General features: G+C 63.5%; 16 protein-coding genes. 6 read left to right on the plus strand and 10 right to left on the minus strand.

Going from position 1 to position 13766, the window contains the following annotated elements:
* Positions 1-65 precede the first annotated feature (65 nt).
* Positions 66-440, minus strand: coding sequence for a YciI family protein (locus tag C7I87_RS03705; RefSeq protein WP_149902930.1), 375 nt, complete (start codon positions 438-440; stop codon positions 66-68).
* Positions 441-591: 151 nt separating this feature from the next.
* Positions 592-1776, minus strand: a complete 1185-nt coding sequence (locus C7I87_RS03710; RefSeq protein ID WP_149902931.1) for a pyridoxal phosphate-dependent aminotransferase — start codon at positions 1774-1776, stop codon at positions 592-594.
* 83 nt (positions 1777-1859) lie between these two features.
* Between C7I87_RS03710 and C7I87_RS03715 the strand changes: the two genes are divergently transcribed.
* The 4 genes from C7I87_RS03715 (at position 1860) to denD (ending at position 4821) form a co-directional block, all read left to right on the plus strand.
* Entirely contained in the window at positions 1860-2546 is a 687-nt protein-coding gene (locus tag C7I87_RS03715; RefSeq protein ID WP_149902932.1) for a GNAT family N-acetyltransferase, read from the plus strand.
* 14 nt (positions 2547-2560) lie between these two features.
* Complete coding sequence (locus tag C7I87_RS03720; RefSeq protein WP_149902933.1) at positions 2561-3529, plus strand: cation diffusion facilitator family transporter; 969 nt, start codon at positions 2561-2563, stop codon at positions 3527-3529.
* 89 nt (positions 3530-3618) lie between these two features.
* Entirely contained in the window at positions 3619-3831 is a 213-nt protein-coding gene (locus tag C7I87_RS03725) for a hypothetical protein (protein ID WP_149902934.1), read from the plus strand.
* Between the two features lie 12 nt (positions 3832-3843).
* Entirely contained in the window at positions 3844-4821 is a 978-nt protein-coding gene (gene denD / locus C7I87_RS03730; protein WP_149902935.1) for a D-erythronate dehydrogenase, read from the plus strand.
* Positions 4822-5062: 241 nt separating this feature from the next.
* Here the strand turns inward: denD and C7I87_RS03735 are convergent, their stop codons facing one another.
* The 4 genes from C7I87_RS03735 to C7I87_RS03750 form a co-directional block, all read right to left on the minus strand.
* Complete coding sequence (locus C7I87_RS03735; RefSeq protein WP_373424638.1) at positions 5063-6214, minus strand: nickel/cobalt transporter; 1152 nt, start codon at positions 6212-6214, stop codon at positions 5063-5065.
* A 77-nt stretch (positions 6215-6291) separates the two neighbouring features.
* Positions 6292-6960, minus strand: coding sequence for a DUF1007 family protein (locus C7I87_RS03740; protein ID WP_149902936.1), 669 nt, complete (start codon positions 6958-6960; stop codon positions 6292-6294).
* A gap of 169 nt (positions 6961-7129) precedes the next feature.
* The gene (locus C7I87_RS03745; protein WP_149902937.1) at positions 7130-8029 is read right to left on the minus strand and encodes a LysR family transcriptional regulator; all 900 of its coding nucleotides are present in this window, start codon (positions 8027-8029) and stop codon (positions 7130-7132) included.
* Between the two features lie 3 nt (positions 8030-8032).
* Positions 8033-9229 (minus strand): amidase, encoded by a 1197-nt coding sequence (locus C7I87_RS03750; RefSeq protein ID WP_149902938.1) that lies wholly within the window; start codon positions 9227-9229, stop codon positions 8033-8035.
* Between the two features lie 542 nt (positions 9230-9771).
* On the opposite strand from C7I87_RS03750, the gene odc2 reads away from it, so the two are divergent.
* Both odc2 and C7I87_RS03760 read left to right on the plus strand, forming a co-directional pair.
* Positions 9772-10905 carry an ornithine/lysine decarboxylase gene (gene odc2 / locus C7I87_RS03755; RefSeq protein WP_149902939.1) on the plus strand — a complete coding sequence of 378 codons (1134 nt, stop codon included), beginning with the start codon at positions 9772-9774 and terminating at the stop codon, positions 10903-10905.
* A 98-nt stretch (positions 10906-11003) separates the two neighbouring features.
* Positions 11004-11573: a GNAT family N-acetyltransferase gene (locus C7I87_RS03760; RefSeq protein WP_149902940.1), complete on the plus strand. Its 570-nt coding sequence runs from the start codon at positions 11004-11006 to the stop codon at positions 11571-11573.
* 87 nt (positions 11574-11660) lie between these two features.
* On the opposite strand, the gene C7I87_RS03765 is transcribed toward C7I87_RS03760, so the two are convergent.
* From C7I87_RS03765 to C7I87_RS03780, 4 genes are all read right to left on the minus strand, one after another.
* Complete coding sequence (locus C7I87_RS03765; RefSeq protein ID WP_027144782.1) at positions 11661-11945, minus strand: SCP2 sterol-binding domain-containing protein; 285 nt, start codon at positions 11943-11945, stop codon at positions 11661-11663.
* Positions 11946-12138: 193 nt separating this feature from the next.
* On the minus strand, positions 12139-12660 hold the full coding sequence (locus C7I87_RS03770) for a hypothetical protein (protein WP_149902941.1): 522 nt from the start codon (positions 12658-12660) through the stop codon (positions 12139-12141).
* A 29-nt stretch (positions 12661-12689) separates the two neighbouring features.
* Positions 12690-13115: a hypothetical protein gene (locus tag C7I87_RS03775; protein WP_149902942.1), complete on the minus strand. Its 426-nt coding sequence runs from the start codon at positions 13113-13115 to the stop codon at positions 12690-12692.
* A 13-nt stretch (positions 13116-13128) separates the two neighbouring features.
* On the minus strand, positions 13129-13701 hold the full coding sequence (locus tag C7I87_RS03780) for a rod-binding protein (protein ID WP_188393719.1): 573 nt from the start codon (positions 13699-13701) through the stop codon (positions 13129-13131).
* Positions 13702-13766: the final 65 nt, after the last annotated feature.

The raw sequence follows: 13766 nt of genomic DNA on the forward strand, positions 1-13766 counted from the left end.
GGGCGAATCCTATTCGCCGCGACATGCTGTAAGCGACGGGTTCCGGTAGGGCTTTCGCCGCCGGTTCATTTGCCGGCTAGCGGCACGCCGGGCTTGAAGAGCAAAATCGGCCTGATCTCGTAAACGGCGGTAGGATTGACGCGGCGAAGGTCGCGAGCGATCGCGATGGCGTCCTCTCTCGCGGCGCAGTCGACGACATAGAGGCCGAGCAACTGTTCCTTGGTCTCGGCGAAGGGGCCGTCGACAATCATGCCGTCGCCTGGGCCGCGCAGAGTGCAGGCATCCTGTGTTGCCCCCAGACGCGCGGACGGTCCAAGCGTGCCTTCCTCGTGGAGCCGGGTGTTTATCTTCAGCAACTCGGCCATCAGCGCCGTATCTTCCTGCGGCGTCATCGCCTTGATCGCGTCTTCCACGTGATAGGCGAGGATTGCATAGAACATCCGGGATACCCTCATTTGGTCCTGATACAGGGAATTCGTAGCCGTTTTCGGCATGCCCGCCCAGCCTTGCCCAAGCGCCTCCGGACGGCTCATGACACCGTCATGGAAGGCAGCCGCACCCTATCTGCGCTCGCGCGGCGGGCGCTGGGCTTCACTTGGCCAGAAACGCCCCGATCCGCTCCAGCGCGCGCAGGATGTTCTCCTCGGAATTGGCGTAGGAGAGCCTGATATAACCTTCGCCGAGAATGCCGAAATCGGGGCCGCCGATCAGCGCGACGCCGGCCTCGTCCAGCAGGGCCGAGGCGAGTGTCTTGGCCTTCCAGCCGGTCTTCGAGACATTGGGGAAGGCATAGAAGGCGCCCTTGGGCGTGATGCAGGAAATGTTGGGCAAGGCGTTCAGCCCTTCGACGACGATTTTCCGGCGATTATCGAAGGCGCGCATCATCTTGTCGACGTCGTCCTGCGGGCCGTCGATCGCAGCGATGCCGGCGAACTGGCTCGGCGCGTTGACGCAGGACCAGCAATTGACCGCCAGTTTGCGCACCTTGTCGTAGAGGTGGGCGCCCTTGTCGCCGTTCGGCCAGATCGACCAACCCATGCGCCAGCCGGTCATCGCCCAGGTCTTTGACCAGCCGTTGAGCACGATCAGCCGGTCGCGGATCTCGGGAAAGCCGAGCAGCGAGCAATGCGTCTCGCCGTCATAAGTCATGACATCGTAGATCTCGTCAGAGAGGATGGCGACATCAGGGTGCTTCTCCAGCCCCTTGACCAGTTTTTCGATCTCGGCCCGAGGCGTGACGCCGCCGGTCGGGTTGGCCGGCGAGTTGAGGATCAGGAGCTTGGTCTTCGGCGTGATCAGCGCCAGCGTCTCTTGCGCCGAGAAGGCGAAGCCGTTCTGCTCGCGCATCGGCACGGGAATGGGTGCCGCGCCCGTGAACTCGATCATAGAACGGTAGATGGGAAAGCCTGGATCGGGATAGAGGATCTCGGCGCCGGGCTCGCCGAACATCAGGATGGCGGCGAACATGGTCGGCTTGCCGCCGGGCAGTATCATCACCGCCTCCGGCGAGACCTCGACTCCGGTGGTGGTCAGCGTGCGCCGCACCACCGCCTCGCGCGTCGCCAAAAGCCCGTTGGCCGGCGTGTAGCCGTGGTGGCCGTCGCGCAGCGCCTTGATCGCCGCCTCGACGATGTGCTGCGGCGTCTTGAAGTCTGGCTGGCCGATGCCGAGGTTGACGATGTCGCGGCCCTGTTGGGCAAGTGCCGTTGCTCGCGCCAGCACGGCAAAGGCATTTTCCTCGCCGAGACGATCGAAGGCCGAAATCGTGTGGAGCATTTTTCCCGTCCCTGTGGTTCTTACTCTTCGGCAGCGTTTTTGTGAGCGTCCGCTCGCAAAAGTCAAACGGATTGGAGCTTTCGGTGTCGGAAAATCTCAAAGACTGGCAACCGCGTCCGCGCCCGGAGCGCAAGGTGCTGGAGGGCCGCTATGTCAGGCTCGAGCCGCTGAGTGCCGCAAAGCATGGCGACGGCCTCTATGAAGCGTCTTCGGTTTCCGATGTCGGCGGCCGCTTCGCCTGGCTGCCTGATTATCCGCCGGAAACCCGCGCTGCCTTCCAGCCGTGGCTGGACAAGGTCGAGGCCAGCGAGGATCCACTGTTCTTCGCCATTATCGACAAGGCCAGCGGCAAGGTCGCCGGACGCCAGACGCTGATGCGCATCGATCCGGCCTATGGCGTCATCGAGATCGGCAACATCTATTGGGGACCGCTCATCTCGCGCAAGCCGGCGGCGACGGAAGCGCAGTTCCTGTTCATGAAATACATCTTCGACGAACTTGGCTATCGCCGCTACGAATGGAAGTGCAACAACCGCAACGAGCCGTCGAAGCGCGCGGCGGAACGGTTCGGCTTCAAGTTCGAGGGCATTTTCCGCCAGCATCTCATCGTCAAGGGTGAAAACCGCGACACCGCGTGGTATTCGATCATCGACAAGGAATGGCCGGCTCTGCGCAGGGCTTATGAAGGCTGGCTCGATCCGGCCAATTTCGATGGCGACGGCCAGCAGAAGCGACGGCTCGAGGATTTTCGCGCGGAATTCGGCGCCTAACGGGAGTTTGCCACTTGGCGCATACCCATGATCATAGCGGGCACGATCACGGCGCTGGTCATGTGCATGGCTCGACCGACAAGAAACGCGTCATGATCGCGGCCTGCCTGACGGCGGGCTTCATGGTGGCGGAGGCGCTTGGCGGCCTATTTACGGGGTCGCTGGCGCTGCTGGCCGATGCCGGCCACATGCTCGCCGACGCCATCGCGCTCGGCCTGGCCTGGTATGCCTTTCACCTTGCGGGCCGGCCGGCGACCGGCCAGCTCACCTATGGCTTCGGCCGGGTCAAGACGCTGGTCGCCTACACCAACGGCATCGCCATCTTCGTCATCGCGCTATGGATCGTCTACGAGGCCTGGGAGCGCCTGCAGGCGCCGATGCCGGTGCTGGGCGGACCGATGCTGGTGGTGGCGATCCTCGGCCTGCTGGTCAATATCAGCTCCTTCCTGGTGCTGCATGGTGGCGATCGAGACAACCTCAACATGCGCGGCGCCATCCTGCATGTGCTTGGCGATCTGCTTGGCTCGGCCGCCGCGATCGTGGCGGCATTGGTCATCCTGACGACCGGCTGGACGCCGATCGACCCGATCCTGTCCGTGCTGGTCTCGCTGCTGATCCTGTCCACCGCCTGGTCGCTGATGCGCGCCGCCGCCCACGTCCTGCTCGAAGGCGTACCGCCAAGCCTCGACCGCGACCGGATCGCCGGGGATATCCAGGCAACGGTCCAGGGCGTGCGCGAAGTGCACCATATGCATATCTGGTCGCTAGACGGGACAAGCAGCATGGCGACGCTGCATGCTTGTCTTAACGAGGGCGTCGATGCACATCAGGCAGTCAGCGCCATCAAGAAGCGGCTTGCCAGCGAGCACGGCATCAGCCATGCCACCGTGGAACCGGAATTCGGCCAGTGCGCCGACGAGGGCGACGACCACGATCATGAGCATGAGCACGATGCTGCCGCGCATCACGGCCACTATCACTAGGCCCGATCGATGACCATTGATCGGGCCTGCCTCAGGAGTTCTCCAGCTTTGAAACTCAGCCCGATGAACGACCGCCGCTCCGGTGCGGCATGATGGACCGTGACACGCGCAATGCGGCCATCGCGGCGGTCTGGATCATGCTTCTGTTCGGCATTGCCGCTTTCTACCTGCCGACCGTGATGCTGGCACTCGGCAGTTTTTCGACCGTGCTGGCGGGTATCTTCGGCACCGTCTTCGTGCTGGCGTTTTTCTTGGTGTTCTGGTTGCGCGCGCGCACCCAGCGCAAAAATCAGGACAAGTAAGGGATATCGGACATGCGCATTCTGATCACTGGCGCCGCGGGCATGGTCGGCCGCAAGCTCATCGCCCGGCTGGCCAAGGACGGCACGCTGCGCGGCAAGAAGATCACCGCGCTCGACCTGCACGACATCGTGCCGCCGCGAGCGCCGGCCATGGACGGCGTCAGCGTCGCACTGCACACGGGTGACCTTGCCGAAGCAGGCGCCGCAGAAAGCCTGGTTGCGTCGAGCCCCGATGTCGTCTTTCACCTCGCCGGCATCGTGTCGGGTGAGGCGGAGGCGAATTTCGATCTCGGCTACCGCGTCAATCTCGACGGCACACGCGCGCTGTTCGACGCCATCCGCCTGGCAGGCTTCGCGCCGCGCGTCGTCTTCACCTCGTCGATCGCGGTGTTCGGCGCGCCGTTCCCGGATGTCATACCGGACGAATTCCACCCGACGCCGCTGACGTCCTACGGCACCCAGAAGCAGATGAGCGAAGCGCTGCTCGCCGACTATTCCAGGCGCGGCTTTTTCGACGGCATCGGCATCCGGCTGCCGACCATCTGTGTCAGGCCAGGCAAGCCGAACAAGGCGGCCTCCGGCTTCTTCTCCGGCATCATCCGCGAGCCGCTGAGCGGGCATGAGGCGATCCTGCCTGTGCCGCGCTCGGTCGTGCACACCCACGCCAGCCCGCGTTCGGCGGTGAATTTCCTGATCCATGCGGCTGGCATCGACGGTGCCGCCGTCGGGCCGCGCCGCAACCTGACGATGCCGGGCGTCGCCGTCACCGTCGGCGAGCAGATCGAGGCGCTGGAACGCATCGCCGGATCGAAGACGGCAAGCCTGATCCGCGAGGTGCCCGACGAGACGATCTGGGCGATCGTCAAGGGCTGGCCGACCCGGTTCGAGGCGCGGCGGTCACGCGAACTTGGCTTTGTCGCCGAGAAGAGCTTTGACGAGATCATCCGCGCGCATATCGAGGATGAATTGGGCGGCAAGATTCCCAGTTAGGGTGGAGCCTACCCATTTGATCGGGATGGACCGGCCTACAGCATGTCGCGGCGAATAGGATTCGCCCGACCTGCTGTAAGCTCCTGATTTTATGCATGTCGTTATCCCGGAACCGAGGACACTTCCGGGCGACATGCATTAAAGCGCGTCGCGTCGAAACGGATTCAGGCGACGCGCTTTAGGTCTTTGTCTTTATGCATGTCGTCTTCCCAAAACCGAGGTCACTTTTGGGCGACATGCATTAGACGCTGCCCGTCAGGCTCGCCGAGAGCAACAACAGCCCGAACAGGAACACGAAGGCGGCGCCGCCGATCTCGACGATCGAATGGATGCGGTTGCCCATGCGGCCGTCGCCGGCGAAATACACCGCCCAGTTCTTGGCGGTCACGGCCATCGTCGCCAGCGCCGAAACGGTGATGGCGGTTCCAATCGACATCGCCAGCACCGACAGCAGGCCGCCGAGCCAGAGTCCGTTGAGCAGCGCGAAGCTCAGCACGATCAGCGCGCCGGAGCAGGGGCGAATGCCGACGGCGGCCACCGCCGACCAGGCCGTGCGCCAATCGAATCGGTCACCCGACAGCAGTGCCGGATCGGGTGCATGCGAATGGCCGCAGGTTTCGCAGACCTCGCCGCTGGCGTGGCCTTGATGCGCATGATCCTGTGCGCCATGGTCATGATGGTGGTCATGCGCGCCGTGGTCGTGATGCGAAGGGCCATGCCCATGGCCATCGTCATGCGCGTGCAGTGCGTGGGAATGAGCGTGCGCAGCATGGGCATGGGCGCCATGCGAATGGCCGGCATGGGAATGACCAGCATGGGAATGACCAGCATGGCCCGCATGGGAATGCCCGGCGTGAGCCGCCGACAGGCTGTAGGCCGGCCCCTTGCCGAACAGGCGCAGGACGGCTGGACCCAGCTTGCGCCACAAAAGCCAGGCGCCGAAGAGGGTAACCAGGGCAAAGCTCATGATCTCCATGAACCAGGCAGCATCGGTCATCGAGATGGTGGTGCCGCGCAGGACGAAATAGGCAAGCAGCATCACCAGGATCGCGGTCAGGCCCTGCAGCAGCGCCGAGACGAAGGACAACAGGATGCCGCGCTTCAGCGCCACTTCGTTTGCCACCATGTAGGAGGAGATCACCGCCTTGCCGTGACCGGGGCCGGCGGCGTGGAAAATGCCATAGGCGAAGGACAGGCCGATGAGTATCCAGATCTTGCTGCCGTCCTGGCGCATTGCCTTCATGGCTGTCGCCAGCGCGCGATAGAATTCCTGTTGCCTGAGATTGATCCACATCAGGATATGGGCGAACGGACCGGTGGTCGGCGCCATGCCGTCATTGACGCCGATGCCGAGCGAACTCTGGGCGTGCGCGGCATTGGCGAAATGCATCATGGCAAAGGTAAGGGCCAACAGGCCGAATGCCAATCGCAGGGAGGGTTTCGAACAGTTCCCGATCAGGTTCACCGGATCTATCCTTCTGGCTGGCAGGTCAGTTCGAGCTTGGTGGCAAAGATCTTGCTCATGTTGGTGCCTGTCGGATCGTTGAAGAAAGCATCCGTCAGGGTCTTCTGGTTTTCCTTGATCGCCTCGTCCGGGTCCGGACGGATGACCTTGCTGGTGCAGTTCGACGGCAGGCCTTCGACCGTGATGTTGGAATCCTCGGTGAAATCGATCGCCGTGTAAAAGGTCGGATCATAGACGCCGATGTCGATCTTGCCGCCCAGCTTGATCGGCACCTTGGGCTCGGACTCGAACAGGATGATCAACTGGTCGTTGTCGAAATTGGCCATCAGATGCGGTGGCGGCACCATCGTCACGTCCTTGCCGTTCTGCGTGACGAGCTGGAAATAATTGAACTCGGCCAGCGAGGCATGGACGGTATCGGCGACCTCTTTCAGCTCCTTGTCATCAAGCTTCAGGTCGGAGTTCTTGTCGAATTCCATCATCACCGTACTCGAAAACAGGTCGTCGAAGCGCCAGAGATGGCGCAGCGCTTTCACGCTTTGGTGATCCGGGGACAGGATTACGTCGAGGCGTGCCTCGGCGAAGACGTGCGGATGCACCTCGGCGGGTCCCGTCGCGGCAAAGATCGCCGCCAAGGCCGAAGCCAGCATGATTGCGTGCCGTTTCAAATGCATTCGCGGTCGCGATTCCCTTGGCTTTCGGAGAGAGTTTGTCGAAGGTTACCAGAAAGGGGGCGAAAATGGGACCGCCGCCGCATGTCACCCAAAAGTGCGAAGCGGTTTTGGTACAGCGGCACGCAGGCAATGAGAGCTCAAAAGCGTGCGGCATCTGGGCTGAGGCGGGTCAGGCGCTCTCGCGCGTCCTGAACCATTGCACTAGGAAGTCGACGAAAACGCGCACCTTCGCCGGCAGATAGCGGCGATGCGGGTAGACGGCGAAGATGCCGCCGCCCGACAGGATGCGGTCGTCGAGCACCGCCACCAATTGGCCGCTCTTGAGGTCGGGCGCGGCGATGAAATCCGGCAGGATGCAGAATCCCAGCCCCGACAAGGCTGCGGCGCGCGCCGCCATCGGGCTGTTGACCTCGATCGGGCCCGACACGGCAATGCTCACCGGATCGCCATTGTCGCCCTTGAATGGCCAGTTGTTCAGTCCGCGGCCATTGGTATCGACGATGCAGGGCATGTGGCCGAGATCCTGCGGCCGTGTCGGCGTGCCATGCTTGGCGATCAGTTCGGGAGAACCGCAGAGTTTGATCGAAAACGGCGCCAGCCGCCTGGCGATCAGCGAAGAGTTCTCTAGCCGCGAGATGCGCACCGCAAGGTCGAAGCCTTCCTCGACCAGGTCGACGAAGCGGTCGTCGAGCTGGATGTCGAGCACGATGTCGGGATATTGCTTGGCGAAATCGATCAGCGACTGGCCGATCGGCGCGTCGGCGAAGGTGCGCGGCGCCGACAGCTTGATCCGGCCGCGCACGTCGCCGGAGGATTCGCGCACGGCATCGGCCAGGCTATCGACTTCGCGCACGATCTCCGAGGCGCGGCGGTAGTAGGTGTGGCCGGCCTCGGTCATCGAGAACTGGCGCGTGGTGCGGTTCAGCAACAGCGCGCCGAGTTCGTCCTCCAGCTCGCGCACATATTTCGACAGCAGCGCCTTGGAGCGGCCGATCTTGCGCGCCGCCGCCGAAAAGCCCTCGGCCTCGACGACGTCGATGAAGGCGCGCATGCGCGTCAATGTGTCCATGAATCAAGCCTTTCGTGTGGCATCGAGAAGTTTTCGGCCGAGCCGTATCAGGGCAATGTCGCTGCCGGAAGGGCCAAGCAGCGACAGGCCGAAAGGAGCGCCGGCGACCGAGCCGATCGGCAAGGTGATTTGCGGAAAGCCGGAGAGTCCGGCGAGGCACAGGAGATGCAAGGCGCGCTCGCGATAGGCCTGGAACTGCTCCGGCGTGCTGTCGACGTAAGGTGCCGGGCCCGGCACCGTCGGCAGGATGAGGAAGCCGTCCTTGCCGAGCAGGGCGCTCAATTCGCCGCGAAAAGTCAGCCGGCGCACTTTTTCGGCCTGTGCCGTCCGATCGTCGACTGCACGGCCAAAGCCGAAACGCTCCTCGACACCTGGGCCAAGGTCGCGCTCGCCGCTGGTGATCCATTCGCCATGCACCGTCCAGGCTTCCTTGGCCTGCAGCCGGCGAAAGCACCAGTAGAGTTCATCCGGGGGAGAACTGAAGCGCGACATCGGCGTCGCAGGCGTGCCGAACACCTTGCTCGCCAGCGCCTTCATTCCCGCATATTCGGCGAGCGCCGGCCGGGCGACCATGTCGTCCAGCCAGCCGAGCGTCAGCGGGCGGTCGAGCGGATGCTGGTGCGGGTCGCGGCCAAGCAGCAGCTTCCCGACGGTCTCGTAGGTTTCGATGTCGTCGGCGAACCAGCCGAACGTGTCGAAACTCGGCGCCAACGGCATGGTGCCGTCGAGGGAAATGCGGCCATGCGTGGTGCGCAACCCAATCAGCCCGCAGAAACTCGCCGGCGCGCGGATCGAGCCACCGGTGTCGGACCCTGTGGCAATGTCGGCCAGCCTGCCCGCCACCGCCGCAGCCGACCCCGACGACGAACCGCCGGTGACACGGTCGGAAGCCGCGGGGTTCACCGGAAATGGAAAATGCGCGTTCTGGCCGAACAGAGCGAAGGCGAGTTCGTCGGTCTGGGTCTTGCCGACGAAACGCGCGCCGGCGTCGAGAATCATCTGCACGGCGGGTGCCGTGCGCGAGGCGGCGTGGCCTTCGGCGAATTTCTGCAAATTGCCGCAACCGGTACGATAGCCGGCAATGTCGTAAATGTCCTTGACGGCCAGCCGCAGGCCGGCCAGGGCCCCAAGTTCGGCATGCGCCACCGGCATCTGGCGAAGGTCGAGAAAGGCGTTGAAGGGACCGTGCGTGCCTGTCATCGTTCGATATCCGGATACGGTTGCGCCAACATTGTTCGATGCCAGAAATTTTACAACCTGAGATACGATTTTTATTGATTGTGACGGCCACCAGCCATATATCGCGCTTGCCCAAAGTCGCACGTGCCTGTGGGTGTCCGCCGGTCCTCGAATGGTGAGGGAAATCGGTAAGGTAACTGGAGCCAACCCCTCCAGTCGGTTTAGCGGCCAACCGCCAGACCGAGGACACCTTGAAGCAACGACGGTGCGGGCCTTTCTGGTTCTCTGCCGGTTGTCCAAAGACCGGGGTTACTGAAGAGGCACACCTTCATTGCCGGCAGTGCGGAACGGGGTTCTCCCAATCCAAGCCAAGGCAGACAAAGCGAACCGAAGCCGGGCAAGGCCAAGGTTCATCGCCGCGAGACGGCATTTCATGGTTCCGGGGTCTCCACCGGCTGGTTCCATGGATTTTCCGTCCCGCCTTTGTTTGACCGCGTGTTCGCGAGGCCGACAGCCCGCGCCCGCACCCTTGTGCGCGCCGAAAGGCGCGATGGAGAATCCCGATGGCTACCCAGCGCATCCTCGACTTCCTCGCCACCCGACGTCCGTCCGGCCCCTGCCTCGTCGTCGACCTCGACGTCGTGCGCGACAATTTCCGCGCCTTCGAGAAGGCTCTGCCCGATTCCAAGATCTACTATGCGGTGAAAGCAAACCCGGCGCCGGAAATCCTGCGCCTGCTTGCTGCGATGGGCTCGTCCTTCGACACCGCTTCCGTTGCCGAAGTCGAGATGGCGATGGACGCCGGTGCGCCGGCGGACCGCATCTCCTTCGGCAACACCATCAAGAAGGAGCGTGACATCGCACGCGCCTACCAGCTCGGCATCCGGCTGTTCGCGGTCGACTGCGTCGAGGAAGTCGACAAGATCGCCCGCGTCGCTCCCGGCGCGCGTGTGTTCTGCCGCGTGCTGACCGATGGCGAAGGCGCCGAATGGCCGCTGTCGCGCAAGTTCGGATGCGTGCCTGACATGGCCGTCGACGTGCTGCGCCATGCCAAGAGCCTCGGCCTCGACGCCTATGGCGTGTCGTTCCATGTCGGCTCGCAGCAGACGGACCTGACCGCATGGGACCGTGCGCTGGCCGACGCCAAGAAGGTGTTCGCCACGCTCGCCGACGAAGGCATCGTGCTCAAGATGGTCAATATGGGTGGCGGCTTCCCGACCCGCTATCTGCGTGACGTGCCGGCGGCGCAGGCCTATGGCCAGGCGATCTTCTCGGCGCTGCGCAAGCATTTCGGCAACGCCATCCCGGAGACCATCATCGAGCCGGGCCGCGGCATGGTGGGCAATGCCGGCGTCATCAAGTCGGAAGTCGTGCTGATCTCCAAGAAGGCCGACAACGACAATGTGCGCTGGGTGTTCCTCGACATCGGCAAGTTCGGCGGTCTGGCCGAGACGATGGACGAGGCGATCCGCTACCCGATCGTCACCGCGCATGACGGCACCGAGACCGCGCCTTGCGTGCTCGCCGGTCCGACCTGCGATTCGGCCGACGTGATGTACGAGAAGACGCCGTATCCGCTGCCTTTGTCGCTGACCATTGGCGACGAGGTCCTGATCGAAGGCACCGGCGCCTACACGACCACCTACTCGGCGGTCGCCTTCAACGGCTTCGAGCCTCTCCGATCCTACGTGATCTGACGGCTCGTTAGAGCTGTTCAGATCATCCCAGGTGGGCGTCCGTCGCCCGCTTGGGCTCGCCTGTGGAACATATCTCCGCTCGTGAAGGGATCGCGGAAATGGAAATGTCAGTTGAAATCGTAGCTCATGCGCCGGCCTTCGTCATGGTCGCCGAAACCGCTGCCGACGTGGCGGCGCGCGAAGCCTTGCTCGACCGTGCCATGGGGCCGAAGCGCAAGACAAAATCGTCGGAGAAGCTGCGGCGCGGCCGCCGGCCCTCCGAGGGCCTGGCTTTCGTCGCCCGCGATGCCTCGGGCGGCTTGGCCGGCACGGTGCGGCTATGGGATGTCACGCTGGGCGAGGGCGGTCCGGCAGCGTTGCTGCTTGGCCCGCTCGCCGTCGACCCGTCGCTCAAGAGTGCCGGCATCGGTTCGGCGCTGATGCGCCATGCGATGGCGGAAGCCGCGCGCCTTGGCCACGCGGCGATCCTGCTGGTTGGCGACGAGCCTTACTATGGCCGCTTCGGCTTTTCGGCCGCCAGGACCGGTGCGCTCGCCATGCCGGGACCTTACGAGCGGCACCGCCTGCTGGCGCTGGAACTGACGGCTGGCGCGCTCGACGGCGCCGGAGGCACGCTGAAAGCGTCCGGCCGCAAGCTCAAGGCACAGGCACCGACCCTGGCGGCGTGAGGCCTTAAGCGCGACTGCCTTTCAAACAAAACGCCGCCTGAAAGGCGGCGTTTTGTTATCTCAAAGCCGCTTCCGGCGGCCGCTTCGTCAGCCGATCAACTGGCTCAGCGCCATGGCGACGGTCATGTCGCCTTCGACCTTTATCTTTCCGGTCATGAACGCCATGGTCGGGTTCAGGTCGCCCGCGATCAGCGAATCCAGATCGTCGAGCGACAGCTTGATGGTGCAGTCGGCGGGAGCGTCCGTGGTCGAGACCGTTGCGCCGTCGATGACGATGACGCCGTCGCTGCCGGTGTCGAATTTCACGGAACGATCGAACCCGCTGCTGGCCACGCGCGACTTGATCTTCTCGGCAATCTCCTGAACGCTCACGCTGTTCTCCTGTCTGGTTGCATCTGTCACGCAATAGCCCTCCGGTCCAGCCGAAGTCCATGTGGCATCACTGGCGATCACGATCGCTGCCGCATATAGCTTTGGATTGACGTTTACGTCAACGCGAATTGCAGGAACTGGCTCGAACGCCGACTGCCATCGACACCCCCGGCACCGGGCGGTGGCCGATCGTTCAATGCGCGTTGACCGGCTTGGGAGTTTGGGGCGCCGAGGTGCCGGCCTCCTGGCGTCGGCGCAGCCAGTTGTCGCGGATCTCATCCTTGCTGAGGAAATTGACCTGGTCGATCAGGACCTCATGCACCAGGGTTGCGCCGACGCGGGTATTGACGGTGTCGCGGATCGCGGCGCGAAAGGCGTCGAGGTCGATCGTCGCCTTCTTGGTGAAATCGATCTGGGGATGGGCGTAGAGATAACTGTAGACCTCGTCCGTGATCAGCGCCTCGGCCGGGATCGACAGTTTCTTTATCTGCTCCGGCTCGACGGTATAGACGAGCTTGGCCAGGAAGTAGCCGTCGATCTTCGAGTCGTGGATCAGCGGCACCGAAATGACGTCGGTCTTGACATAATCCAGCCCACCCAGCATCGGCTTGGGTTTTTCGCCGACGCCGTGTTCGCCGGCGGCCTGGAACGAATAGAACACCGCGCCGAGCGTGGCGGCGCAGATCCAGACCGCTATGGCGATGACCTTGATCATTTTGAACCCGAGCCCGGCATCGCCGCGCTCTAACCTCTCTGCCTGCCGAACTCGCCGGCCGAGTAGGTACCGTCGGTTTCGGCGCGTTGGATGGCGCTGCGCAACAGGCTCGCGACCTCGTTGACGGCGCTCAGATGCGCCAGGATCGCGGCCTCGTTCTTCGCCAGCTTCTGGCGCAGCCGGGTCAGGCCCTCGCGGTGCTGCTCGAGGAATTCGGCTTCGCTGCCGCCCTTCATGGCGCGGGTCAGCTCGTAGAGATAGCGGCTCTTGCGGGCGTTCGACGCCTTGAGGTCATAACTTGTATCGCTGCGGATGCCGGCGGTTTCTTCCTCGACCACCTCCTCGATGCGGCCGATGATGGCGGCAAGGTTTCCAGGCCGCGCGAACGGGATCGGTGCGTCCGACGCAGTCGTGCGCACGGGCAGCTTGGCGGTGAATTCGGAAGAGTCGGCCATGGTGTTTCCCAGTCTAGATCTTGATGTCTGTTTTTATGGTTGTCTCGTCGCCGGTCATCGACCTGGCGGCCTTGCGCTGCAATTCCTGGACGAGCGAGGTCGACAGACGGGTCTGCTGGTCGATCTCGGTCTTTTCCGGCCCATTCGAAACCGGGCCGATCGGTACCTTGCGCTTCCCGTCCATGTAGTGGTCGGCGAGCAGCGACTTGGCGATGCCGATGCCGCCGCGATCGGCCATGACGTTGGCGACGCGCTCGGCGAGCTGCGATTTCCACATGTCGCCGGCGAGACCCGTGCCGTAGACGCCCTCGGTATCCTTGGGCAACATGTTCTGGATGAAGGTCTGCAAGACCATCGCCTCGAACTTCTTGAACTTCTTGGCTGGGTCAGCCGTGGCGGCGGCCTTGTCAGCCGTCGCGCGTGACAGGATGGAGCCAGCATCGACTGAAGCCGCGGTGTCGACCGAAAACGTGCCGGCGACGCTGCCGGCGCGCTTGGTCAGCGCGGCGCGGGCAGCCTCGATATCCATCGGATCGGCAGCTCGGGCGACATCCATCACGATGTCGCTGGGTGGAGAAATCGCCAAGAAGGTCCGCCTTTTTCCGGGTTTCCTTAGCCAGGACCATGCCTCAACAAGCTTGTGGCAGGCTT

This window comes from Mesorhizobium sp. SARCC-RB16n, from assembly GCF_008520305.1.
Classification (GTDB): Bacteria; Pseudomonadota; Alphaproteobacteria; order Rhizobiales; family Rhizobiaceae; genus Mesorhizobium.